General features: G+C 36.8%; 20 protein-coding genes. 19 read left to right on the top strand and 1 reads right to left on the bottom strand.

Annotation, left to right across the window (positions count from 1 at the left end; genetic code table 11):
- Positions 1-102: 102 nt before the first annotated feature.
- Positions 103-900 carry a DUF2935 domain-containing protein gene (locus GXK58_RS01835; protein WP_160719304.1) on the top strand — a complete coding sequence of 266 codons (798 nt, stop codon included), beginning with the start codon at positions 103-105 and terminating at the stop codon, positions 898-900.
- A 314-nt stretch (positions 901-1,214) separates the two neighbouring features.
- On the opposite strand, the gene GXK58_RS01830 is transcribed toward GXK58_RS01835, so the two are convergent.
- The gene (locus tag GXK58_RS01830; protein ID WP_160719302.1) at positions 1,215-3,212 is read right to left on the bottom strand and encodes an alpha-galactosidase; all 1,998 of its coding nucleotides are present in this window, start codon (positions 3,210-3,212) and stop codon (positions 1,215-1,217) included.
- 190 nt (positions 3,213-3,402) lie between these two features.
- On the opposite strand from GXK58_RS01830, the gene GXK58_RS01825 reads away from it, so the two are divergent.
- From GXK58_RS01825 to GXK58_RS01740, 18 genes are all read left to right on the top strand, one after another.
- Complete coding sequence (locus GXK58_RS01825; protein WP_160719300.1) at positions 3,403-3,654, top strand: hypothetical protein; 252 nt, start codon at positions 3,403-3,405, stop codon at positions 3,652-3,654.
- 138 nt (positions 3,655-3,792) lie between these two features.
- Positions 3,793-3,939 (top strand): hypothetical protein, encoded by a 147-nt coding sequence (locus GXK58_RS01820; protein ID WP_160719298.1) that lies wholly within the window; start codon positions 3,793-3,795, stop codon positions 3,937-3,939.
- 5 nt (positions 3,940-3,944) lie between these two features.
- Positions 3,945-4,604 (top strand): molybdate ABC transporter permease subunit, encoded by a 660-nt coding sequence (modB, locus tag GXK58_RS01815; RefSeq protein WP_160719296.1) that lies wholly within the window; start codon positions 3,945-3,947, stop codon positions 4,602-4,604.
- A 173-nt stretch (positions 4,605-4,777) separates the two neighbouring features.
- Complete coding sequence (locus tag GXK58_RS01810; protein ID WP_160719294.1) at positions 4,778-7,318, top strand: GH39 family glycosyl hydrolase; 2,541 nt, start codon at positions 4,778-4,780, stop codon at positions 7,316-7,318.
- A 223-nt stretch (positions 7,319-7,541) separates the two neighbouring features.
- Positions 7,542-8,330: a sugar phosphate isomerase/epimerase family protein gene (locus GXK58_RS01805; RefSeq protein WP_160719292.1), complete on the top strand. Its 789-nt coding sequence runs from the start codon at positions 7,542-7,544 to the stop codon at positions 8,328-8,330.
- Between the two features lie 19 nt (positions 8,331-8,349).
- On the top strand, positions 8,350-9,444 hold the full coding sequence (locus GXK58_RS01800) for a Gfo/Idh/MocA family protein (RefSeq protein ID WP_160719290.1): 1,095 nt from the start codon (positions 8,350-8,352) through the stop codon (positions 9,442-9,444).
- Between the two features lie 55 nt (positions 9,445-9,499).
- Positions 9,500-10,480 (top strand): substrate-binding domain-containing protein, encoded by a 981-nt coding sequence (locus GXK58_RS01795; RefSeq protein WP_160719288.1) that lies wholly within the window; start codon positions 9,500-9,502, stop codon positions 10,478-10,480.
- A 67-nt stretch (positions 10,481-10,547) separates the two neighbouring features.
- The gene (locus tag GXK58_RS01790) at positions 10,548-12,056 is read left to right on the top strand and encodes a sugar ABC transporter ATP-binding protein (protein WP_160719287.1); all 1,509 of its coding nucleotides are present in this window, start codon (positions 10,548-10,550) and stop codon (positions 12,054-12,056) included.
- On the top strand, positions 12,053-13,000 hold the full coding sequence (locus GXK58_RS01785; RefSeq protein WP_160719285.1) for an ABC transporter permease: 948 nt from the start codon (positions 12,053-12,055) through the stop codon (positions 12,998-13,000). The genes GXK58_RS01790 and GXK58_RS01785 overlap by 4 nt, the downstream gene beginning before the upstream one ends.
- 71 nt (positions 13,001-13,071) lie before the next feature.
- A complete protein-coding gene (locus GXK58_RS01780) occupies positions 13,072-13,461 on the top strand; it encodes a fibronectin type III-like domain-contianing protein (RefSeq protein ID WP_202171263.1) in 390 nt (129 codons plus the stop codon).
- A gap of 366 nt (positions 13,462-13,827) precedes the next feature.
- Positions 13,828-15,234, top strand: a complete 1,407-nt coding sequence (locus GXK58_RS01775) for an MFS transporter (protein WP_160719284.1) — start codon at positions 13,828-13,830, stop codon at positions 15,232-15,234.
- A 68-nt stretch (positions 15,235-15,302) separates the two neighbouring features.
- Entirely contained in the window at positions 15,303-17,984 is a 2,682-nt protein-coding gene (locus GXK58_RS01770) for a glycosyl hydrolase (protein ID WP_160719282.1), read from the top strand.
- Between the two features lie 81 nt (positions 17,985-18,065).
- Positions 18,066-19,007: an AraC family transcriptional regulator gene (locus GXK58_RS01765; RefSeq protein WP_160719281.1), complete on the top strand. Its 942-nt coding sequence runs from the start codon at positions 18,066-18,068 to the stop codon at positions 19,005-19,007.
- A 303-nt stretch (positions 19,008-19,310) separates the two neighbouring features.
- Positions 19,311-20,807: an ABC transporter substrate-binding protein gene (locus tag GXK58_RS01760; RefSeq protein ID WP_160719279.1), complete on the top strand. Its 1,497-nt coding sequence runs from the start codon at positions 19,311-19,313 to the stop codon at positions 20,805-20,807.
- Positions 20,808-21,062: 255 nt separating this feature from the next.
- On the top strand, positions 21,063-21,968 hold the full coding sequence (locus GXK58_RS01755) for a sugar phosphate isomerase/epimerase family protein (protein ID WP_160719278.1): 906 nt from the start codon (positions 21,063-21,065) through the stop codon (positions 21,966-21,968).
- 59 nt (positions 21,969-22,027) lie between these two features.
- Positions 22,028-23,155 carry a Gfo/Idh/MocA family protein gene (locus GXK58_RS01750; protein ID WP_160719276.1) on the top strand — a complete coding sequence of 376 codons (1,128 nt, stop codon included), beginning with the start codon at positions 22,028-22,030 and terminating at the stop codon, positions 23,153-23,155.
- 13 nt (positions 23,156-23,168) lie between these two features.
- Positions 23,169-23,609, top strand: coding sequence for a C-glycoside deglycosidase beta subunit domain-containing protein (locus GXK58_RS01745; RefSeq protein ID WP_160719275.1), 441 nt, complete (start codon positions 23,169-23,171; stop codon positions 23,607-23,609).
- 20 nt (positions 23,610-23,629) lie between these two features.
- Positions 23,630-24,601, top strand: a complete 972-nt coding sequence (locus GXK58_RS01740; RefSeq protein WP_160719273.1) for a sugar phosphate isomerase/epimerase family protein — start codon at positions 23,630-23,632, stop codon at positions 24,599-24,601.
- The last annotated feature ends 20 nt before the right edge of the window (positions 24,602-24,621 follow it).

Below are 24,621 nucleotides of genomic sequence, written 5' to 3'. Positions count from 1 at the left end.
TAGGGATTGTTGAAGTGCTTGTTTTTAAGGCTGTATTTTGTTCTAAAATTTATTTGAAAAAATAAATTTTAAATTAATGTAGTCTTAATGGGGGGAATAAACATGAATGAGGTCTTTGAGAGGACAGCACGCTTTGAACACCGTTTTTGGTTACAAATTCTCGGTGATCATTCGAGGTTTATTTTTGAAGCCCTTGCACCTGTCCAAAATGAAGAAATAAATAAAGCCTCTAACTTTATAAGCATATTTGACAACCTTTTGGAGAGAGCGAAATCTTCAGATTTGGTATCATTAACTAAAGATGCTGAAACAGAGGTAAGTCATTTAAGGGAATTTAAATTAGATCTCATCAGAAAACACCTGATTGGCAAGATAAAGATTCATCTTTCACCTACATTTCTCAACCATATGGTGAATGAATTAGAGGAGTATGTAAGGGTATTAACTTATCTTAAAGCTGGACAGAATCCTCCGGTTTACCATGAACTCCATCATCATCTTTTATGGTTATTAGATGCTGCGGGGCATTCTGAGGCGATTTCGTCCAATTTAGATGGTGTAGAAAAGAAATTAAAACAGAAAAGCCAGTCATTTATGAAAAGTTTTGAAGAGTTTTACTTAAAAGCTGTAGAGCTGGCAGGATATTTAAGAACAAGTCTTACATCATTTCCGGCACTAACAAAAATGAATGTTGAAGCCCAGTTAGAAATCAAGTTATTTCAAAACTTTTTACTTGAACTTGAAGAGCTGGAACTAAGTAAACAAGCATTAGGAACTTTCGCGCCGCTAATGGCGGATCATATGTTTAGGGAAGAATGTTATTATCTTATGAAGTTAGCAGAATCAGCCAGTCTAGAGCCGCCAAACTGCGATCCAGCAAAACCACGGCTACAAGAATAGTTAGAGCATAAAAAGAGGCTGACTCAAAAGGTCGTTGAAATCACGACTTTTTTGAGTCAGCCTTTATTGTACAAAGTTCTGTATTAATATTTCCGCTCTGTTGATTGGAGTGGAAGGCGGCGAAGACTCCTGCGGGAGTACGGGGCAGGGGAGACCCCGCAGGCGCAAGGCGCCGAGGAGACTCACCGGCACGCCCGCGGAAAGCGAAGCCGCCTGGAACGGAAATCAACAGACAAGGTTCAGAGCAATAAAAAAGGTAGTGCCCCTAAAAGATATACTTTTGGGACACCTTCTTTTTGGATTATAGTATAATATTAAGCTGATTTAAGAACTTTACGTTCAACGGAGTTAGCTTTGTCTCTTCTTACTCTAAAGAAGGTAACTAAAAATACGATGATTAAAAATCCTGTCAATAAAGCAGCCAATTGAACAGCATTCTGATGATTGTCTGTTTGAATGTCGATGGACTGTTTGCTTTCACCGGAAGCGTTCTTTGCCGTTATGACATATGAATAATTAACTCCACTTTCAGCGGATTTATCTTCATAGTTTGGATTCGTTACATTCGTTGCAATTTCTTGGTAGCTGCTGCTTCCTAAGATATTCACTTTTTTACGATAGACCGTATAGGAAGTTGCGCCCTTTACAGGGTTCCAGGTAAGTGAAACAGTATCATTCGTATTTTTCGTTGCCATAACCCAGTCTGGTGCAGTTGGAACGATTGTGCTGCTAGTATCAAAAGAATAAATTCCTATTAGTTCCTCAGTTCCCTTGCTGACTTTAGTTACTTTCCAGTAGTAGCGTGTATTGTTATCAAGGTTCTTTACACTTGTAGAATTTGAAGCCACATTTTGATTAGAAATAAGTTTGTTCATGTCAGGATCTGTTGCCACCTGAATATGATAGCTGTTCACGCTGCTTTGGGATTCCCATTTTAAGGTTATTTTTGATGGATTCACCTCAGTTGCACCACTTGATGGGGAAACTGATAAAGCGGAAGCGGGTACGACATGAATCATCTCTGAAGCATGGGAGGAAAGATTAGCAGTGAAGCCTGTTTCAAACTTTCCTAGATCCTCATGTTTCCACATATCACGCACCGTAGCAGAACCTTTAAAGCCTAACTCTTTCCAATTAACAGTAACGGTTTGTGTTGATAATCCTGTATTAAATAAACCAATATTGAAGGATCCATCCGGAAGTTCCTGATAGAAAACCTGCTCGGTCGAAGTTTTCAATAAACGTTTTCCTGCAGCGCCACTTTGATTTACACCAATGATTTCGTCATTAGTAAGCAGGCTTATGCCGTAATTGTCTAATTTCGTAAAATCATTGCCAATCACAAATTGAGAAGCAGCAATAGCCCATAAAGATACGTAGGATCGTTTTTCGCCATCAGTTAGACCATCCTTGCTTCCATTTGCTACATTGAGTGAATCCAAGTCATTCCATCCGCCTGTCCCGGCATGCGGTTGCCAGATGGCCACATCATCAAACCTTCGGGATACCTTTTTCCAATTCGTATGGGTAGGAGTTCCATAGGCTTCTACATCATGATCGGTCCGCCATCCATTGGATAATTGCTGCCAGGTAGAAACCTTTGTGATATCTAGGTTATTGGATAGTTCTACATGTATCGGTCTACCTGTTTTCTTCAAGGCCTTCGCCCATGCCTCAACATCTTTAATATCTTGGTTGCGAACACCGTCAATTTTCAGATAATCTACTCCATAAGATGCAAACAGTCTAGCCCAAGAATCAATATACTGCTGTGCCCCAGGCTTTGAAAAATCAATGGCATACATATTTCCAAAATTAAAACTTACTTTTTGCTTTTTGCTAAAATCGACGATATCTTTTGCATGGTAGGGTGTTCCTTCGATAGGTGTATTTTGGTCGATTGCTCCTTTAGGAATGCCGAGGGTGACATACAGTCCAAACTTAAAGCCTTTTTGATGGATGTAGTCCCCAAGTGCTTTCATCCCATGTGGGAATTTCTCAGGGTCGACCACCCATCTGCCAAATTTGTCCACGTTCGTAGTCCAATCAAGCTGATAATAATCATCGAGATTGACATATTCATAGCCATGCGACTGGAATTTCTCTGCCATAATGTCTGCTGCAGCCATAATGTTTTGTTCAGTTGGCTTTTTTCGTATCGAACTCCAGCTGCTCCAGCCCATAAAGGGACGTTGTGCCAAATTATTGTAAGAGGAAGCTTTTGTCTCTTCCGGGTCAATAAATGTAATGGAAAAAATTCCAGAGAGTACAATTGAAAAGGAGCACATAGTTGAGATTATTTTTTTAAGCATAAGGACCTCCTCTTATAGATTAGGTGAAATGTAGAATATAGAATAGCTAACTTTAATTCTATTTTAATATAGTAAGCCCTTTATTTTAATGAACAATATGTTCCAATAAATTTACAGCTCAGTTTATTTAAAGAACATTGTACTCCACTATTTCATAAAATAATGATATCAATAAGTGAGGGAATAAAAGATGAGACATCTAAGGGAAACACAAATTGAACCAATCATTGGTCAAGCTTGGACCGGTAAACATGTCGTTATGCTGCACTGTTCAAATGATAATCAGTTGCTGCATTTATATAAAAGTTTTCATGCACCTATTGAACCTCCTCGTCAAAATTGTGCAGAAACGCTATCACAGTTACTTAGTATCGGCTACCAAATCATCGCCATCACGCCGATAACTCCCGTCCATATTCAATATTTGCTGGTACTTAAATGAATATAGACTTTTAATGGAAGGCTGATCATTATCAGACCTTCTTTATTATGTGTTTAATGATATTCTTCTTTAGTTTTTGTACATAAATTATTACAATAAAGTATAACTATGATTAATCGACAGAATGGGAGTAAGGGAATGAAAAAGCGTAACATCTTATTTTTCTCGCTAATTATGTTACTAATATTTGTATCTGGTTTTTTAAATAATGGACAAACTAGTGGTTCTAATGAGAAGGTAGAATTGACAATCTCTGCTGCATCTGGATTCAAAGGACTAGAGTAAAAACGATGGCAGCGGACTTTTGGTCACCGGTTAAATTGTCTATTGAAGTAGCATTTGTTGCAGGAATTTGGGTATTAATCCTAGGTTTATTTTTTGGAAAGTTGATGGCTAATACTAAATTCAAAGGGAAACCACTCGTTGAGACTGTGTTCCTTTTACCGTTGGTGCTGCCGCCATCTGTAGTAGGTTTCTTGTTAATTGTTCTATTTGGCAGAAACAGTATCATTGGACAAACAATAGAATGGATCTTTAGACAACCTGTAATGTTTTCTTGGTGGGCTGCAGTCATTGCTTCAATAGTTGTTGCTTTTCCTTTGATGTATCAGTCAGTCAAGACAGGGTTTGAGGCAATAGATGAGGACATCGAGAATGCAGCTCGTGTAGATGGAGCAAATGAAATCCAATTATTTATGTCCATATCCGTCCCATTGGCACTTAGAGCGATAATTTCAGGTATCATTTTAAGTTTCGCCAGAGCATTAGGGGAGTTTGGAGCGACATTAATGTTTGCTGGTAATATTCCCGGGAAAACTCAAACCATCTCAACGGCTATATACGTAGCGTTTGATACAGGTAATATGGAGATGGCTTGGTTATGGGTATTAAGTTTAATCATCATCTCATTTTTTATGTTGATCTGTTTACAGTTTATGAAATCAAAGTAATCTAAGAGCTTAGTTCAAGCAGTGCGAAATCATTTTCGCACTGTTTTTATAAAAAAATGATTAAAAATATGCACTATTTTTTTAATCAAAAAATGTCGAATTGTCTACTTTCTGTGCTATATTTAGAAATAAAAGACTTTTTAAAAGTTTTTGCGGTTAAAGAGGTGATTGAAATGAGTGGTACACACATTTTCCAATCTTCAATAGATTCTAAATTGATAACGGTTTCGGTAATGAACCGTAAGAGTAATCTAGAGCATGCTCATCGAGACATTGAATTGATCTACATGATAAAGGGTCAGCTTCAAGTGAAAATCACGAATAATACTTATCACTTGAACAAATCCGATTTTATCTTGATCAATTCAAATGAATTTCACTCTTTTCAATCTGAAAAGGATAATTTATTCATTGTTTTTCATATTAATTATTTAGAATTAAGTTCATTAATCGGTCAAAAAAATTTATTATTTACTTGTAATTCAAACGAGCAAAGCCATTCTTCCGATCAGGAATTGAGAAATGTCATTGAAGAATTATTATCAGTATATATGCAGCAGAGAAATGATTCTGAAGTGGAAGCATTAGAAAAAACGTTTAAATTAATCTCATTATTAAAATTACATTATTTAAAGAGTACAAATCAGCTAGAATTACAAAACCACTCAACCAACAAAGGTCAAAATGAAAGATTATCTGAAATCATGGAGTATATCCAAAGTAATTATCGGGAGGCCTTAACGTTAGAGGAAGTTGCCGGTCTCCATTTCATCTCTGTTCCTTATTTGTCTAAATTTTTTAAAAAACAAACTGGGAAAACTTTTTCTCAATATATAAATGAAATTCGCCTCGCCCATGCTGTTAACGAATTAGTTAACACTGGTAAGCCAATTACCCGTATCGCATTAGACAATGGATTTCCAAATTTAGCAGCATTTAACAGGGTCTTTAATGAAAGTTATCAGTTAAAGCCTGTGGAATACCGTAAACAAATGTCAGATACAACTGAAAAGGAGGAAAGGATTACTGAAGAAATTAGTAATCCTGATAGTGATGAAGCCTTTACTGAGCTGCAGCAATATCTTAAAAGTTCAGTAGAGCAAAAGGTCCAAACACTTCCTGCGACGACAGAAATAATCGAAACAGAGACAATAAAAATAGGCAAATTGGATGCGTTTACGAAGTATTGGAATAAGCTCTTAAATATTGGATATGCAAAAGATATTTTAAATTCGGATATGCAAGAGCAAATCACTCTTCTACAAGATGAAATCGGCTTTACCTATGCCAGATTTTGGGGATTGTTTGGCGATGATATGCTTGTGGAAGACCGCTCGGGTGGAAAAATCACTTACAATTTTTCAAATACAAACAAATTATTGGATTTTCTAATCAAAAATAAATTAAAACCTTTTATTGAGATTGGTCCAAAGCCTAAAATTATCCAAAAAGCCATTGGAGAGACCATTGCGGTTCAAACCATTAGTGAAAGGTCACAAGAAGAATGGAAACATTTATTTAGGGCTTTTTTATTGCAATGCATTCAGCGTTATGGAATCGATGAAGTCGAGACATGGTATTTTGAATTGTGGAAACCGCACACAGATGTATTTAACGCCGGTTTACAAGATGAAAAAGATTTCTTAGACCAAGTCAAGAATAACAATCAGGATGTTGGTCTGAGCCAATTTAAAGAGTATTTTAAGATATTCAGTGAATTTAAAAAGCATACAAAAGAACTTATTCCTTCCGCAAAGGTTGGCGGATGTGGATTAAGTATGGATTTAGAAGGAGACAAATTGGATTTGCTGCTTGAACAATGGAAGCAGGAGGAATACCAGCCTGATTTTCTTTCCATATACCTTTATCCGATCGAAATCCATCGTGAGAAGTACCGGGTACCAATTAAAAACTTACATTCAAACAATCCTGATTATGTCATTAATAAACTAAATGAAGTTAGAAAGGCTTTAAAAAAGGCTGGGTTTGATAGTTTAGAATTAAATGTGACAGAATGGAATATATCTATTTCTAATCGTAACTTTCTAAATGATAGCAGTTTTAAAGCTTCCTATATGATTAAGAATATCATCGAAAATTTGAATCAGAATCATGTGAATATGATGGGCTATTGGTTGTTCTCAGATATTTTTAGTGACTTTTGGGATTCTAAAACACTTTTGCATGGCGGGGCAGGATTGGTAACGAAAACTGGAATAAAGAAACCGAGTTACCATGCATACATGCTGCTAAAACAATTGGGTGAAATTCTTGTGGCCAAGGGTGATCATTACATTGTGACAAAGCGGTCTGGTCATCGCTATCAGGTGATCTGTTTTAACTACAAACATTTTAACTACTCCTATTATTTACATCCTGAAGGAAGTATGGGAATCCACGAGCAATACGAAATTTTTGAGAACAATGAGAAGTTAAACCTATCATTAGAAATCCAAGGACTTGCCAATGGGAAGTATCGTATTAAAGAGCTTAAGTTGAACCGCGACCATGGGAGTGTTCTTGATGAATGGCTGAAATTTGGTGCCGTGGATGATATGAAACTTGATGAAGTAGATTATTTAAAGCAAATTTGTGTTCCAGATATGAAAGTAGAACATCATGTTGTCGAAAATGAATCGATGGTTTTAAAAGGAGAACTACAACCGCACGAGGTCAGATTATTTGAATTTAATTTGTTAATAAGTGATCTATAAGTATTTGAAAACTAAAGAGATTAAAAATCTAGTGTAGATTCTTAATCTCTTTTTTTATTCAAAAAAATTTCATTTAAAAAAAGAATGAAAATTAATATTTAATTGGTTAATTGCAAGAAAGATATAAACTTGTTTTTTGATTAAAATAAAAATGTAAGCGATACTCAAAAATATTTTAAGTTAAATAGATTATGTTCCAAAAATAAGGGAAGAAGGTTTTTTTATGATGAAGCTTGGAATCATTGCCGCGCCAACAGAAGAAAGTTTTCAAAAGGCGAAGCAAAAAGGATTAGATTTTATAGAAGTTTGTGTAAATGAGGGCCAAAACGTGGATGCGTTTTATCGTAACCGTGAGAACCTGCTAAATTGGAAAAATGAATATGGTATTAGCATTGGTTCAATTGGAAGATGGAAATCACTGCGTATCGATGAAAAAGGCAGTGTCATTGAGGAAGAATTAGAAAGATGCTGCAGATTGATTGATGTGGCCAGTGAATTAGGATGTACCAACTTTGTAAGTGGCTGTAACTATGTGGAAGAATTATCCTTCTATGAAAACTGTACAGCAGCCATTCAGTTTTTCTCACTATTGATTGATTATGCCAAACCAAAAGGAGTAAAGGTATCTACCTACAACTGCCGAAAGGTGAATTTTGTCAATACTCCAGACGTTTGGAAAATTGTTCATGGTCATTTGAAGGAATTAGGAATCAAATTCGATCCTTCGCACAGTCGATATTTTGGCGGCGATTACCTCCAGGAAACACTTGATTGGGGTGACCGCTTCAACCATGTCCATTTAAAAGGTTCAATGATCATAAATGGTGTTAGAGTAGATGACCCGCCGGCAGGCTTGGACCAAACAGATTGGAAAACATTCATTTCATTGTTAAGAGTAAAGGGTTATACAGGTGGATTAAGTATTGAACCGCATTCTCCTGTATGGACTGGAGAATTAGGGGAAAAGGGAATCGATTACACGATTGAGTATATGAGGAAACTAGCATTCTAAATAGGGGAGAAGTGGTCAAATGAATGACAAGAAACTATTGTATGGATTAATCGGAGCGGGAAGTAATGCGGAGAGAAAGCATCTAAATAATTATATGACACTAGCTAATGTCGAATTAGCTGCCATTTGTGATGTGAATATTGAAAATGCAGAAAGACTAGCCCGAAAATATAATATCCCAAACGTCTACAGTAATTATGAGGAGATGCTAAACAAGGAAGAGTTAGATTTAGTAAGTGTTTGTACCCCAAATTACCTGCACGCAGAGATATCTATATATGCACTTGAAAAAGGGGTCAATGTGCATTGTGAAAAACCTCTTGCCATAAATGCAAAAGAAGCGCAAAAAATAGTCGAAGCTAAGAATAAATCGGGTAAACAGGTAATGGTTGGCTTAAATAACCGGTTTACAAATGAGGCGGTTTATTTAAAAAAATATATTGATGCGGGATACTTAGGAGATATCTATCAAGTAAAAGCTGGCTGGATTAGACGAAGTGGTATACCAGGAAGAGGCACATGGTTTACAAATAAGGATTGTGCTGGCGGCGGAGTGATGATTGATTTAGGTGTTCATTATCTTGATTTAGCACTATATCTTATCGGGATGCCGGAACCATCGTACGTTACTGGAGCCATCCACCAAAATTTCAGTCATACCACCACACGTAACCGCAACGGTTATAAAGGTAATCCAAATGGCATCTTTAATGTTGAAGATACAGCTATAGGTTTCATCGGACTTCAAAATGGTGCAACCGTGAATTTTGAATTTAGCTGGGCTTCTAATATTGCACAAGACAAAACGTTTGTGGAAATATTAGGGACAAAAGGTGGAGTCAGCCTTATTAATGGGGAGTTAAAGTTACACTCTGAATTATTGGATACTTGCGTGGATATATCGCCAATTCTGAATCCTAATATTAAATTAAAGAATGAGTTTGAACATTTTACAAATTGTATTTTATCTGGTGAAGAATTGATCGCACCTGCTGAACATGGTGTTTACATGATGAATATTATCGACCATTTTTATAAAGCAGCCCATAATCAAAAACCAGTAATCTTTGAAAATAGTAAAGACAATATTCTTTTGTTCTCTTCTTCATTTTGAAAAATAAAATAGGTAGAAACTAGTCTTAATTTCTATTAAAAAGGGGTCTAAGAAAATGAAACCATTTAAGGTATTATCCTCCTTCGTAATTACGGGAATATTAACGATATCACTAGCAGCGTGTGGCAGCAGCAGTACGGATAAAGCTTCTACCACTACAAAAGATGACACTGATAAAATAACGATTGGCATGTCATTTCCGGCAGCAGACCATGGCTGGATGGGCGCTGTCATTCAAAATGCAAAGGATGAGGCCAAAAAGTTAGGTGTGGAGATGGTCGTTTCACAGGCAGACAATCCGAACAAACAAACGAATGATGTAGAGGACTTAATTACAAAAAAGGTAGATGCGATTGTTCTTTTGCCAATTGAAACAGACTCCATGACACCTGTTGCAAAAGAAGTGAAAGATGCGAATATTCCATTATTTGTTTTCGACCGTGAATTAAACGATAAGAATTATACAGGTTTAGTAAAAGGGGACAATTCTGGAATTGGTAAAAACGCCGCAGATTTTATCGGGGAAGAACTAAAGGGAAAAGGAAAAGTAGCCATTATTTCATCTGATCCAAGTTCTGTTAATTCGCTGCGTGTTGGCGGTTTTGAGGATGAAATAAAAGCAAAATATCCTGATCTTAAAGTGGTAGCGAATCAAAGCGGAAGCTTCCAAAAAGAAAAAGCTTATCAAGTAATGCAAAACGTCCTACAAGCTAATTCTCATATTGATGCCGTATATACGATTGATGACGAAATGGCGATCGGTGTATTGCAAGCGATTAAAGAAGCTAAACGGGACGATATAAAAATTGTTACAGGTGCCGGCGGATTTAAGGATTTCTATCAAGCTATTAAAGATTCAAGTGATCTCGAACTGGCAACCTTCACCTACTCACCGCTTATGATTAAAACAGCAGTTGATCAAGCCGTTGACATGGCGAAAGGAAAAGAACCTGAAAAACAGGATACAGTGCTGCCAGCTGAAAAAGTGACAAAGGACAATGTAGATAAGTATCTCGATCCGAATGCAAACTATTAAAATGTGAAGTACAGAAATGGCTGTCCTCATTATTTGGGGCAGCCTAGTCGTGCATGGAGGGATTTTAATGGAGATTGCGCTAAAAATGTCAGATATTAGAAAATCTTTTAATGGAGTACCAGTATTAAAAGGAATCGATTTAGAAATTGGGAAGGGCGAAATTCATGCACTATTAGGGGAAAATGGGGCAGGAAAAAGTACGCTTATGAATATTTTAGGGGGAATACATCAAGCCGATCAGGGAACGATCGAGCTATTTGGAAACAAAGTATCCATTCCTAATCCTCATACCTCTAAAAAATTAGGAATCGGTTTTATTCATCAAGAACTAAATCTGGTAAGTGATTTAACCATCTATGAAAATCTTTTTTTGGGAAAAGAATGGACCAATGCACTGGGGTTTCTGGAAAAAAGGAAAATGGTTAAAGAAACGAGCAGGGTCTTGGAACTTCTTGATGTTCATTTAAATCCAAGAACGCTTATTTCTGAACTTGATGTTTCGATGAAGCAAATTATAGAAATTGCCCGAGCCCTCCTTCAAGACAGCAAAATCATTATCATGGACGAGCCAACCACATCTTTAACAGATAAGGAAATCACAAAACTATTTACTATGATGAGGAGTTTAAAAGAGTCTGGCTATTCAATTATTTTTATCTCTCATAAATTAAAAGAAGTTTTATCCATTTGTGATCGTTATACGGTCCTCCGTGATGGTGAACTTGCGTCTTCTGGTGATATTAAGGATGTTTCGGAAGAGGTTTTAGCTAAATATATGATTGGGAAGGACGTTAGCAGTACGGAGCAATATGTATCTAGAGAAAAAGGTGACATATTGTTAGAAGTGAAAAATCTATCTGCTCAACCTTCATTTCATAACATTCACTTCTCCTTAAGAAAAGGAGAAATCCTTGGATTTACGGGTCTATCCGGCGATGGACGGACAGAACTGTTTGAAACGATTTTTGGGTTTAGGACTAGATATTCTGGAGACATCTTGGTAAAAGGTGAAAAAGTAAAGATAAATCACCCGAAAGAAGCTGTTTCAAAGGGAATTGGATTTGTTCCGAAAAATAGAAAAGAAAATGGAATTGTTAAAGATCTAAGTGTACTGCAAAATATGACACTATCTTCTCTAAAAAAATTTACTAACCCCCTTTTTGTCAATCAAAAAAAGGAGGAGCAAACCTATCGGGTCTATCAGAAGCAGCTTAATATTAAAGCTTCAGATATTCATTCATCCATTGCTAACCTGAGTGGTGGAAACCAGCAAAAGGTGATCTTAGCCAAATGGCTCGAAGCGGACACGGAAGCTATTATTTTAGACAATCCTACCCAAGGTGTCGATATTGGAGCGAGGAATGATATTTATCAATTAATTGTTGAATATGCGAAGAAAGGTAAATCATTTATTATCTTGACTAATGATTTCAGTGAAATTAGGAGAGTTTGTGACCGGGTATTCGTCATGTATCAAGGAGAAATCACGGCAGAATTAGCAAGAGAGGAAGCATCCGATGAAACACTTATGATTTATGCGACGGGAGCCAAAATGAAGGAGGTTATCACTAAATGAGATACGTTCAAAGGTTCTCTTCCATTTGGGGCAAATATAGTTATTTAATCGCTTTTTTAATTATTTTTATCATCTCAAGCATTGTGAATGAAAATTTTTTAGAGACTAATAACTTAATAAATATTCTAAGGCAATCGGCAATAATTGGGATTATTGCACTCGGTCAGACGATTGTCATCTTGTCCGGTGGATTTGACTTATCCGTCGGTGCCACCCTTGCATTGTCCGGATTTTGCGGTCTAACAGTTTTAAATTCCACCCATAGCCTTTTTATTGGTATTATTGCGACGATTCTTTGTGCGCTCCTGATTGGACTAGTAAACGGTTTATTGGTGACAAAGGGGAAAATTGCTCCGTTTATTGTCACACTTGGTGTCATGGCAATGGCCCGCTCCCTGACTCTTTATCTTGGAAATGGAGGGAGTATAAGCGGGACGATATCGAGTTTTACAAACATTGCGAATGGAACCATATTCGGAATTACCTATCCTATCTACCTGTTTATTTTGTTAACCATTTTTGTTTACGTTCTCTTAAATAACCTGAGATTTGGAAGGTATTTATATTCGATTGGAAGTAACGAAAAGGCGTCTATTTTGTCAGCCATTCGCGTGGATCGGATTAAATTAATGGCCTATATGCTTTGTTCTGGTTTGGTTGCTGTTGCCGCCATTATTGAATCTTCGCGTTTAAATTCTATATCATCTTCAAGCTCGGGATTAAACTATGAATTGGATTCCATTGCAGCGGTTGTCATTGGTGGGACGAGACTTTCAGGGGGAAAGGGAAGTATTGTAGGGACCTTCTTTGGTGTATTAATTTTAGGCGTGTTAAATAATGCGATTAACTTAATGAATGTTTCACCGTATCTGCAAGGCCTTGTTAAAGGAATGATTATTATTATTGCCGTATTGCTGCAGAAAAAGGAAAAAGTAAATGGATAAAGCAGAAAAGAGGAATCTATAAATGGTAAACGTAAGTAATCAGGAAAAATATTGATGGACCACATCAGCCCTTGTATCCTTTTGGCTTTGGTCTAATTTACACGAGTTTTAATTATGAAAACCTTGTTGTAAATTCTAAAGAGATTACCAAAGATAGTCTCGTAACGATTAGTATAGATATATCTAATACAGGGCAGCGTGCCGGTGACGAAGTTGTCCAGCTATATATTTCTGATGTAGTTGCCAGCAGGGTAAGACCGGTAAAGGAATTGAAAGGCTTTAAAAAGATCAATTTGCAGCCAAAAGAACGACAAACGGTTACTTTTGAAATAGATATCAATAGTCTTGGCTTTTATAATGAGGTGATGGAGTATATAGTTGAACCTGGCTTATTTAAAGTATTTATCGGATCAAACTCTCAAGAAGGACTAGAAGGTGAATTTAGAGTTTTAGAAAAATAAATTTGAATCGATCGACAACCTATGACTTGTTATAGGTTGTTTTTTTATCCTCTCATAAAAAAATGGGTAACCTGTCCTAGGAAATTATTAATAAAAGTATGATAAAATGGCTAGAAAAAACTCTAATTAATGACTTAAGATAAAATAAATGTCGGATTTTAATGAAAAAAGGTTAAGAATTATACCTACTTATTTAATCTTTTCTTAGGAACTTATAAAAGCTCACTATAAAGGATAAAAAATTGTACTTATGTGTTTAAATAATTGAAGGCGGTTACATATGCGTTGCGGTACGATAATTGTAACAGTAGCTACTGGATGTTTCACAATTTGTACTTGAGGTATTTTGAACTAGGAGGATATGAGATGGCAAATGGAGCAGTTCCACAAACAAAAGAAAGTTTGGTAGTGCCTCAAATTAATGGTAATCTTAGTTTTCTTACAAAGTTAAGTTATGGTTTTGGTGAGTTCTCTGCAAGTGTCGTTTGGAGTTTAGCGTCTTCCTATCTATTGTTTTTTTATACAGATGTTTTTGGCATCGCTGGCGGTGCAGCAGCTGTAATCTTGCTTGTAGCAAGGGTATGGGATTGCTTTGTCGACCCGATTCTCGGTTTAATCATGGAACGGACAAAGAGCAAACATGGGCGGTTTAGACCTTATATTCTATACGGTGCATTAGCACTTGCTGCGCTAAATATATTAACCTTTTACACCCCAGATCTTTCTGGAACCGGTAAGGTTATTTACGCTGGTGTAACCTATCTATTATTAGGTACGGTCCACTCGGTAGTAAACGTACCATATGGTGCTCTTGCAACAGTTATGACCCGGGATACTCACGAAAGAACCAATTTAAATGCTTATAGAGGAGTTTTTGGACAAGTTGCTGGGATTCTTACAGGTGCTGCGGTAATGCCTTTAATCACTCTATTAGGACATGGTAACCAGCAACATGGATTCTTCTATGCAGCCATTGTATTATCGGTCGTATCTGCTCCACTATTATTCTTAACCTATAAGAATTGTAAAGAAGTAATTGAGCCTGCAATAGATGAAAGGCCCTCAATAAAAGAATCTTTAGTTGCTGTAGGTGCAAATAAACCATTACTATTAATCATAGTAAGTCTATTTGTAGTATTATTAGGTGTGTTTGGAAGAATTGGTACTGTGACTTATTACTGCATTTATGTGTTAAATCGTCCGGATTTAATCGCGGTTTCTTTTACGATTCTTTCAGTATGTGGAGCCATCGGTTCTTTCATCCTGCCGTTTATTGCCAAGTTTTTTGAAAAGAAAACACTTTTAATCGTTGGATCTACGATTACGGGGATTGCATTTATTGCCATGTATTTTACACCTGTAACTAATATTAATATGATTATTGTATGGACGATCATAGCAAGTTTACCAACTGGTTTTGCCAGCCCAATGGTTTTCAGTATGGTGGCCGACAGTATCGACGATTATCAAGTAAAAACAGGTGTACGGGCTGACGGTGCGATTTATTCTTTTACAAGTCTTTCAACCAAAATTGCAAGCGCTTTAGTAGGAGCAGTCAGTGCAACCATCCTGGGGGCAATTGGTTATGTTGCTAATCAACAGCAGACTCCTGAAGTCATTCATGGTATCAACATGTTAGTAAATTTAGGACCAGGTGTTGTTTATATCTTAGCAACCATTCCATTGTATTTTTATAAAATCTCCAAAGCAAAAGCGATGGAGAATACAGATGAACTTTTAAGAAGACGTTCCGGAGCTGACTTTGTAAAATAGTATGTTATGAGCTTATAAGTTGCACTGGATGTGCAGCTTATAAGCTATTTTAATAGGAGGTTTTCATCATGGATAAGACTGTACAAGATCTAGTGAATCATCAAACCGAAAATTATATCCTGCCTTTTCTATGGATGAGAGGGGAAGAAGAACAAGTTATCCGAGAAGAAATTGCTAGAATTTATGAATGCGGAATAAGAGGGATCTGTGTTGAAGCGCGGCCGCATCCAGATTTTGCAGGTCCTGGCTGGTGGCATGACCTTGATATTGTTATGGAAGAAGCGAAGCAGCGGGGAATGCGTGTTTGGGTATTAGATGATGCCCACTTTCCAACGGGCTATGCCAATGGGTTGATCGAAAAGAAATATCCAAACCGGAAGAAAACATATATTAATTACAATACAGTCGATGTATTAGGTGCACAAAATGAAGTAACGATACATATTTCCCCTATGTTAAAACCGAAGACCTCTTGGTTAGATATTGGTAAACCAATAGATAAAAAGGAACAGAAGAATAATAAATTAATGAGTGTTGTAGCAGGCAAACTAGTAACAGATGGAATGATTAAGGAAGATATCATCGATTTAACTGACCGTGTGGAAGGTGGTTTTTTAACCTGCGCCTTACCAGAAGGGCCTTGGCGGATTTATGTGGTTTATGAGACGAAAACGGACGGCGGCAACCCGAAATATATAAATATGATTGATGAAGACTCTGTCAGCACGCAGCTTGAAGCTGTCTATCAACCACATTTTGAACGTTATAAAGACGAGTTTGGGAAGACATTTGCCGGGTTCTTCTCAGATGAACCAGCATTCGGTAATGTAAATGGGTTTGATTTTAACGAATCGATTGGTAGAAAAGATATGCCATTACCTTGGAGTGAAGAGGCAAAAGCTATGCTATCAGAAGCTCTAGGGGATCAGTGGAGAGTGTTTTTACCTTATTTATGGAACAGTTCTGAAGAAATGAATCAATGTGTCCTTACCCGCTATACCTACATGGACATTGTTACCCGCTTATATGAAAAGAACTTTAGTAATCAATTAGGGAAATGGTGTGAAGCACACAATGTTGAGTATATCGGACATGTGATTGAGGATAATGACCAGCATAGCAGATTAGGCAGCGGTGCAGGTCATTTCTTTAGAGCATTGTCAGGCCAGCATATGTCTGGAATTGATGTGATTGGCGGACAAGTGATTTTTGGAGGTGCGGGGTTAGAACGCCGCGGCATTTTTAAGGGGGATGGTGAATTCTATCACTATACTCTCGGAAAACTCGGCTCGTCCTATGGTCATCTTGATCCGAAGAAAAAAGGGCGAACTATGTGCGAATTATTTGGGGCTTATGGATGGAGGCTTGGAGTTCGCGATATGAAGTATATTTTAGACCATCTAGTTGTTCGCGGCATTAATCACCTGGTTCCACATGCATTTTCGATGCGTGAATATCCTGACTTCGATTGTCCACCGCACTTCTATGCTCGTGGACATAATCCACAATATAAACATTTTGCCCATCTCATGCACTATGCCAACCGCTTATGTCATATTTTTAATGGCGGCAGGCATATAGCCCCTGTAGCTGTTTTGTATCACGGTGAGAGTGAGTGGACGGGCGAATATTTGAAAATGCAAAAACCAGCTAGAGCCCTTACCGAAAATCAAATTGATTTTGACTTTGTTTCAATTGATATGCTGAATAATTTAGAATCCTATAATGGAAAGTTAGAGAATAATCGTTTATTTATTAATGGCGAAGAATTTAAATGTTTAGTCATTCCTTATAGTCAATATATAACGAAAGAGCTGGCTGCTTTTATTAAAAATGCAGATGGTTTGGAAATTATTTTTGTAGACGGTAAACCAGAAGGCATTTCTAATGTAGTAGATAAACAGGAAGTTTCATATCTATTAAAGTCTATTGAAACATGTAAAGTAGTGTCATTAAGTGAGTTGGCTTCTGACCTCCGGATTAACGGAATTTATGATATTAAGTTAACGAACACATTTAAGGATTTAACCTATTATCATTATGTAAAAGAAAATCATATTTACATGTTTCAGAATGAATCCGCACATGAGACCTTTAATGGGGATATTGAATTATCAGGTGGAGAATTTGCTATAGTCTATAATGGGCTAGAAAATAAATTCGAAAAGTTAGCAGTTAAGAAAGAAAACGGCAAAAGTATTATTAATCTGGAGTTAAAACCTTCTGAATCTTGTGTTCTATTTGTGGGTGACGAAACCCTAGGCGGCGAGTATGAAAACTATCGTCCTTACTCACTAAGGCTTAATGAATGCGAAGTAACAAGAGATATCTCTAAAGATTGGAATTATTCTTTGGTGAAAAACATTGAATATCCGAATTTTGGCGATGTACATCATCTGAAAGAGTTAGTAGCTATTTCCAAAGAACACCCAGCCTTTACAGGAATCATTAAATACGAAAAGGAAATTGAACTAGAAGAAGTACCGAACCAAGGAATATTATCTTTTGAGTATCTATATGAGGCAGTAGAACTATGGATTAATGGTGAATACGTGGGAATGAAGGTTTGTCCGCCATATGATTACGATTTGGCAGACTATTTACGGAAGGGCATCAATACGATCCGTGTAGAAGTAGCAACTACATTGGACAGGGATCGTTTCAATCATCCAGAACCTCCATTTATAGTCTGGCATGATCCTATCGATCCAACTGGTATGTTTGGGCATATTACGTTGTCCTATTCATGATTCTTCTAAAAAGGTGTGTTACCTATGAGAGGCCACACCTTTTTTAATCGTTTTATTTATTAATTGCCGGGGAGGAGTCTAATGAAATATCCATATGAAAGTGTAATCATCAACGAAGAGGTTCCTATGTTAATGTTAATGACAAGTGTGAGATATGTTGCCATGCATTGGCATGACCGGATTGAATTTTTATTTGTTCTTAGAGGCAAGATCCAAGTTTTTGTTGGAACTGAGGAGTATGCCTTGAAAGAGAATGACTTGCTCCTGATTAACAGCAATGAGGTCCATGGAGTGGAAGCAAGTGAAGATAATCGTGTGCTGCTGCTTCAAATTCCCTTATCATTTGTTGAAAAATGGTATCAAAATATTGAAGTGGAGTTATTTCACTGTCAGTCCTTTCTTGAAAAGGAACAAGGAAGGTATAACCATATTCGTTTCTTGATGGTCCTTTTAATGCTGACTTTAAGGAAAAAGGAATTAGGTTATGAGATTAAAATTCATTCACTGCTATTAGACATCGTTTACCATCTTATTAGCAAATTTAGAGTAACTAATCATAAACAGATCACCAGAAATAGCATTAAGGATATCGAACGTCTTACAAGAATCACAAACTTTATTCAAATGAATTATATGCATCCAATTACCCTCAATGAGATTGCGGAAAATGAGGGATTGACCGTTCCTTATTTATCACGATATTTTCAGCAGCACATAGGACAGCCCTTTGTAAAATATTTAAACGGCATTCGGCTAGAACAGGCGGTAAAGTATTTACTTGAGAACAATTGGCCAGTTATTCAGATTGCCATGGAATCTGGTTTTTCCAGTTTGAATACCTTTCACAAACTTTTTAAAGAAACCTTTCATACAACCCCCTACCAGTTTAGAAAAAATCAGCAGAAAACCTTTAGTCACTCTCTTAAAAATGAGGTGAAAGGAATTGAGAGTTATGAATATACCGAAGAAGATGATCTCAATGAGTTGGAAAAGTATATTCAGAGTTTAGAAATAATAAATTAGACCAAGAGTTAGTAATAGTTCAATGGAATAAGGCCGATTAACCGCAAAGTTGATGAAACTTCGCGGTTTTATTTTTGATAATTGTTTTTTTTTAGAAAATATTAAAAATTAATATGATTTTTCTTAATAAACTGAACGTTTTCTAGTACAATCTTCCTTATAATTAGCGGTAGATGAACCAATGGTTAAAAGAATAACCATTTGAACAGAGGGGGGAAATCTACAGAGTTTATATTGAAATTGGACGTGGATGCTATTTAAAAATGACAGCGGTTTCAAAAATAAAAACATGGGGGTTCTTGAATGAAGAAACATAAAAAATTAATGAGTATAATGCTTGCTTGTTTTTTACTAATTCTTTCAGCTTGCAGTTCGAATAAAGAGAGTACTACAACTGAAAGCTCAGGTTCGGGGGAAAAAATATCTGAGGTGAATATGGTCTTTTTTACAACTGAAGTACCCAAAGATCTCAAACTAGTACAGGATGAAATTAACAAGATATCAGAAGAACAGATCAAGGTTAGGGTAAAATTAACACCCATTAATATAGGTAATTACGTTCAACAAATGAATTTAATGTTATCTAGTAATGAAAAAGCAGATTTAATGCTTGTTACTTCCTTTTTTGGTTACACATCACAAGTAGCGAAAGGACAATTATTACCTTTAGATGATTTGGTAGACAAATATGGCCCAGATATTAAAAAGGTAATGGATCCGGATTATTTAAATGCTGCCAAGGTTTCAGGAAAAATGTATGCAGTTCCAACTCTTAGGGATATGGCAGGAGCACCTGGTATTAATATGCGCAAGGATTTGGTAGATAAATATAACATTGATATGAATAAAGTGAAAACACTGGATGATGTAGAGTCTGTTCTGAAAACAATCAAGGAAAATGAGAAAGGGATTACACCATTAGTTCCTTTTCAGCCTGGAGCACAGGCAACTGTCGTTTATAACTGGTTCGATCCACTTGGTGACACGATGGGAGTTCTGCCTAACTACGACAATAATATGAAAGTAGTAGACTTATATGAAACAGATGAATATGCGCAGTTTGTTAAGAAAATGAGAAGATGGAATCAGGAAGGACTTACATTAAAAAATGCAACAACGAATCCAGATCCTGGAACAACGTTAGTGAAGTCAAATGCAGGTTTTAGTTATTTCAGTCCTCAAAAACCGGGTATTGCTTTACAAGAATCACAAATTACTACAAAGCCAATGGTGACTACTTCACTTTTAAAACCAGTTACGACCACATCTGCGGTAACTACAATGATGTGGGGAATCCCACAGAGCTCCCAGGTTCCGGAAGCAGCAATGAAATTTCTTAATTTAATGTATGGAAACAAAGATATCGTGAATTTGCTAGACTGGGGGATTGAAGGAAAGCATTATGTAAAAGTATCGGATAATGTGATCAAATATCCTGACGGTGTAAATGCAGGAAACAATGGTTACAACTTAAATATGAGTTTTGCAATGGGGAATTCCTTTCTATCTTATGTATTCGAAGGGAATGATCCAGACCTATGGAGCAAAACGGAGGAGTTTAATAAAAGCGCGATTAAATCTAAAGCGCTTGGATTTAACTTTGATAGTTCATCCGTTAAAACGGAAGTTACAGCCGTTACCAATGTCGTTGCTAAATACGCGATTGGACTTGAATCAGGATCTTTAGATCCTAATAAGAGTCTGCCTGATTTTATTAAAGGTTTAAAGGCAGCTGGCATTGATAAGATCATTGCAGAAAAACAGAAACAATTAGATGAATGGGCAAAAAACCAAAAATAAGCCTGTCTTTCAAACCTAAAAGGCGCAGTTTAACATGCGCCTTTTAGGTTTTTTTTGATATTTAGATAAGGTTAAAAATTACATTATCATTTTTAATCTGTTATTCATAGAAAAATAAAGAATCTAGGAAAAAGGACGAAAATCTATACCGGAGATGGTTAATTAAAGTAAGGGAACCTTTCCAAAAAGAGGTTATGATATATATGTAAGCGGAATCAGTAAATATTTAATAGAAACATAGGAGGACCGGACACAATGAAACTTGGATTTAACAGCGCCATATTAAATGAATGCACCTTTGAAGAAGTAATTGACTATGCAGCTGAGAACGGTTTTTCATGTGTGGAGCTTTGTGCATGGCCGAAAGGGAAAGCGGCCCGTAAATATGCAGGTGTTACCCATCTTGATGTCGATCACTTAGATGTGGATTATGTCAAGAATTATACCGAAGCAAAGGGAATCAAGATTTCTGCTATTGCATATTATCCAAATGCTTTAGATGAAGATCCAGAGAAAAGCGAATACTACGTTGCCCACATTAAAAAATGTATTGAAGCAGCACGCAAATTGGATGTTAACATGGTTACTACATTTATTGGCCGAAACCAAAAGCAAACAGTGGAAGAAAATTTGGAAACGATGGCAACGGTTTGGAAGCCTGTCGTAGAGTTTGCAGAAGAGCTTGGAGTCAAGATTGCAATTGAAAACTGCCCGATGTTATTCACTACAGACGAGTGGCCAGGCGGAAAAAATCTTATGACAACACCAGCCATCTTCCGTCGTGTGTTTGGAATAATCCCAAATAATAATTTTGGATTGAATTTTGACCCATCACATTTTGTTTGGCAGCAAATGGATTATATCAAGCCTTTATATGAATTCCAAGAGCGGATCTTCCACATCCACTTCAAGGATATCAAAGTGTACAAAGATCGCTTAAATGATGTGGGAATCATGGCGACACCTCTTGGGTATATCTCTCCTAAATTGCCAGGTCTTGGGGATGTAAATTGGGGCCAATATGTATCCGCTTTAACGGATATTGGCTACCGTGGATATGCCGTGATTGAAGTAGAGGACAAGGCATTCGAAGATTCACTCAAATCAAAAAAAGATTCGATTAATATTAGTAAAAACTATTTGAGTCAGTTTTTTGCTTAAATAGATTAACTTATAAATCTAATAAAATAATTTTATAACAAAAAAGGAGAATGAAAATTATGGGTAAATTAAAGATTGGTATTATTGGCTGCGGTGGTATTGCAAATCAAAAGCATTTTCCAGCATTAGCACAATTTAAAGAGATTGCTGAAATGGTTGCATTCTGTGATATTCAAATTGACCGTGCTGAAAAAGCCGCTAAAGAATATGGAACTGAAGATGCAAAAATTTATGTTGATTATAAAGAACTATTAAAAGATGAATCCATTGATCTTGTGCATGTACTAACTCCTAACGTTAGCCATAGCCCAATTACAGTTGCTGCATTTGAAGCAGGCAAGCATGTTATGTGTGAAAAGCCAATGGCACACAATACAGAAGCGGCTCAAAAAATGATGGATGCTTGGAAAAAATCCGGCAAGAAATTCACAATTGGATATCAAAACCGCTTCCGTCCAGAGGTTCAATCTCTTTATAAAGCTTGTGAAAAAGACGAGCTTGGAGATGTTTATTTTGCAAAAGCACATGCACTTCGCCGCCGCGCAGTTCCAACATGGGGAGTATTTCCTGATAAATCACAACAAGGTGGCGGTCCGTTAATCGATATCGGTACACATGCACTTGATATCACTTTATGGATGATGGATAATTACAAACCAGTTTCAGTAACAGGTTCTGTTTTCAATAAATTAGGTAATCTGCCAGAAGCAGTTGAAGGAAATATGTTTGGCCCTTGGGATCCAGAAACATTTGAAGTGGAAGATTCAGCATTTGGTTACATTAAGATGGAAAATGGAGCAACGGTTTTCCTTGAATCTTCTTGGGCACTTAATGTACTAGAATCAAGAGAAGCGGCTACAACTCTATGTGGAACAAAGGCAGGAGCACAAATCAATTCCGGTATGAGCTTCCGCAACAATGAGTTAATTTATAACTCTGCACGCAATGGTATGTTAACAGAAGAGAAAAACTCTGCAGGTGGAGCGATTGCATTCTTTGAAGGTGGTTCCAATAAACCAGAAGTGCTTGAAGCAAAACAATGGTTAGAAGCGGTTAAATATGATAAAGAACCATTAGTAAAACCAGAACAGGCATTTGTTGTAACAAAAATTTTAGATGCTGTCTATCGTTCTGCCGAAACTGGAAAAGAAGTTGTTTTTGAACAGGAAACAGTGGCAAGCAAATAGGAGGTGGACCTAAGTGGCATTTAGTATGAAATTACCTTTCGTCGATGTTGTTTGCGATGAAAGTTTAAAAAATACCTATGTGAATGGGGAAAAGTTGGGGTATGAATTCCAAATTCGCTTAAGTAACTATCGCGGACATTACTTATCCTGTATTGAAGAATTTGTGGTTACCGTTGATGGAAATGAAGTGAATTCTGATGATATCACCTTTGGACTTAATGAGAAAGAGTTTACCTTAAGACAGCTGCCAAGTCTTATTTCAGAGTTTTGGAATTTGATAGATCCAGCTACGATCTATGTATTTGCTCCTGGAGGTTTAACAGAAGGCGAACATCATGTTGATGTGAAAATGATGTTACGTATTCCATATATGGCCGTTCCTGGAAGAAAGACCGAACGTGAATACGCGGTATTAGATTCTTGCGGAAGCAAAACATTACAGGTGAGAGATTAGCAGAAAGGAGGTAACAACAAGTGAGTAATATTAAATTAGGTGTGTCTCTTTATAGCTTTACTGATGAATATGTGAAAGGCATATTTACCTTAGAGGATTGTATTCGTACCGCAGCTGAATTTGGTGCGGAAGGATTTGAGTTGGTAGGTACGCAAATGCTGCCATCATACCCATATGTAAATGACAAAGTTTTAAATGAATTTAAGAGCATGACGAATCACTATGGGATCGAATTTGTTTCTTACGGAGCTAATGCAGACCGTGGGTTAAGATCTGATCGTGATTTAACAGAAGAAGAACTGCTTCAGTCATCTATTATTGATTTGAAAACAGCGAATAAATTGGGTTGTAAAATCATGCGTGCTCAATATCTTATTGGACCGTCAGTTTTTGCCAAATTAGCGCCATATGCAGAGGCTTATGGTATCAAGGTTGGAATTGAAATCCATAATCCTGAAACGCCAACATCACCAAATATCCAGAAATTCACCGAGGTAATTGAAAAAACAGGATCTCAATATCTTGGATTTGTCACTGATTTTGGTACTTTTGCGACTAAACCAAATAAACCGCATTGGGATGAAGCCTTAGCGAATGGAGCACCATTAGAATTATTAGAAATGGCAGCTCAATTACGCTATGACGGTGTACCGATGATGGAAGCGAGGCAACGACTGCTTGAGAGTGGCGCAAATGGTGCTGTCATGGGTGCCTTCCAAGGCATGTATGGGTTTGTAACCTTCTACAATGAACCGGATTATGAAGGGTTAAAACAAACTATGAAACATACTATTCACTTCCATGGTAAATTCCATTATATTGATGAGAATTTGGATGAAGCAAGCATTCCATATGATAAGATCTTGCCGATTATTCAAAACTCTGATTTTGATGGTTATATTGTATCAGAATATGAAGATCACATATCTGGAAGAGCCGTAGAAATGACCAAACGTCATTTACAAATGGAGCGGAAAATATTAAATAAATAGATTATAATAATACAGGTGGG

Origin of the sequence: Bacillus sp. USDA818B3_A, assembly GCF_009928415.1 — a bacterium.
Lineage (GTDB): Bacteria > Bacillota > Bacilli > Bacillales > Cytobacillaceae > Neobacillus.
Note: the sequence above shows the minus strand (reverse complement) of the source record. Positions and strands in the feature narration are given on the sequence as shown.

What these genes read in the sequence shown, in the direction of transcription:
- GXK58_RS01805 (WP_160719292.1), top strand. Translation starts at nt 7,542, where the DNA reads ATGATGAAGCTTGGAATCATTGCCGCGCCAACAGAAGAAAGTTTTCAA.
- GXK58_RS01760 (WP_160719279.1), top strand. Translation starts at nt 19,311, where the DNA reads ATGAAGAAACATAAAAAATTAATGAGTATAATGCTTGCTTGTTTTTTA.
- GXK58_RS01785 (WP_160719285.1), top strand. Translation starts at nt 12,053, where the DNA reads ATGAGATACGTTCAAAGGTTCTCTTCCATTTGGGGCAAATATAGTTAT.
- GXK58_RS01810 (WP_160719294.1), top strand. Translation starts at nt 4,778, where the DNA reads ATGAGTGGTACACACATTTTCCAATCTTCAATAGATTCTAAATTGATA.
- GXK58_RS01820 (WP_160719298.1), top strand. Translation starts at nt 3,793, where the DNA reads ATGAAAAAGCGTAACATCTTATTTTTCTCGCTAATTATGTTACTAATA.
- GXK58_RS01775 (WP_160719284.1), top strand. Translation starts at nt 13,828, where the DNA reads ATGGCAAATGGAGCAGTTCCACAAACAAAAGAAAGTTTGGTAGTGCCT.
- GXK58_RS01750 (WP_160719276.1), top strand. Translation starts at nt 22,028, where the DNA reads ATGGGTAAATTAAAGATTGGTATTATTGGCTGCGGTGGTATTGCAAAT.
- GXK58_RS01770 (WP_160719282.1), top strand. Translation starts at nt 15,303, where the DNA reads ATGGATAAGACTGTACAAGATCTAGTGAATCATCAAACCGAAAATTAT.
- GXK58_RS01755 (WP_160719278.1), top strand. Translation starts at nt 21,063, where the DNA reads ATGAAACTTGGATTTAACAGCGCCATATTAAATGAATGCACCTTTGAA.
- modB (WP_160719296.1), top strand. Translation starts at nt 3,945, where the DNA reads ATGGCAGCGGACTTTTGGTCACCGGTTAAATTGTCTATTGAAGTAGCA.
- GXK58_RS01795 (WP_160719288.1), top strand. Translation starts at nt 9,500, where the DNA reads ATGAAACCATTTAAGGTATTATCCTCCTTCGTAATTACGGGAATATTA.
- GXK58_RS01830 (WP_160719302.1), bottom strand. Translation starts at nt 3,212, where the DNA reads ATGCTTAAAAAAATAATCTCAACTATGTGCTCCTTTTCAATTGTACTC.
- GXK58_RS01800 (WP_160719290.1), top strand. Translation starts at nt 8,350, where the DNA reads ATGAATGACAAGAAACTATTGTATGGATTAATCGGAGCGGGAAGTAAT.
- GXK58_RS01835 (WP_160719304.1), top strand. Translation starts at nt 103, where the DNA reads ATGAATGAGGTCTTTGAGAGGACAGCACGCTTTGAACACCGTTTTTGG.
- GXK58_RS01765 (WP_160719281.1), top strand. Translation starts at nt 18,066, where the DNA reads ATGAAATATCCATATGAAAGTGTAATCATCAACGAAGAGGTTCCTATG.
- GXK58_RS01825 (WP_160719300.1), top strand. Translation starts at nt 3,403, where the DNA reads ATGAGACATCTAAGGGAAACACAAATTGAACCAATCATTGGTCAAGCT.
- GXK58_RS01790 (WP_160719287.1), top strand. Translation starts at nt 10,548, where the DNA reads ATGGAGATTGCGCTAAAAATGTCAGATATTAGAAAATCTTTTAATGGA.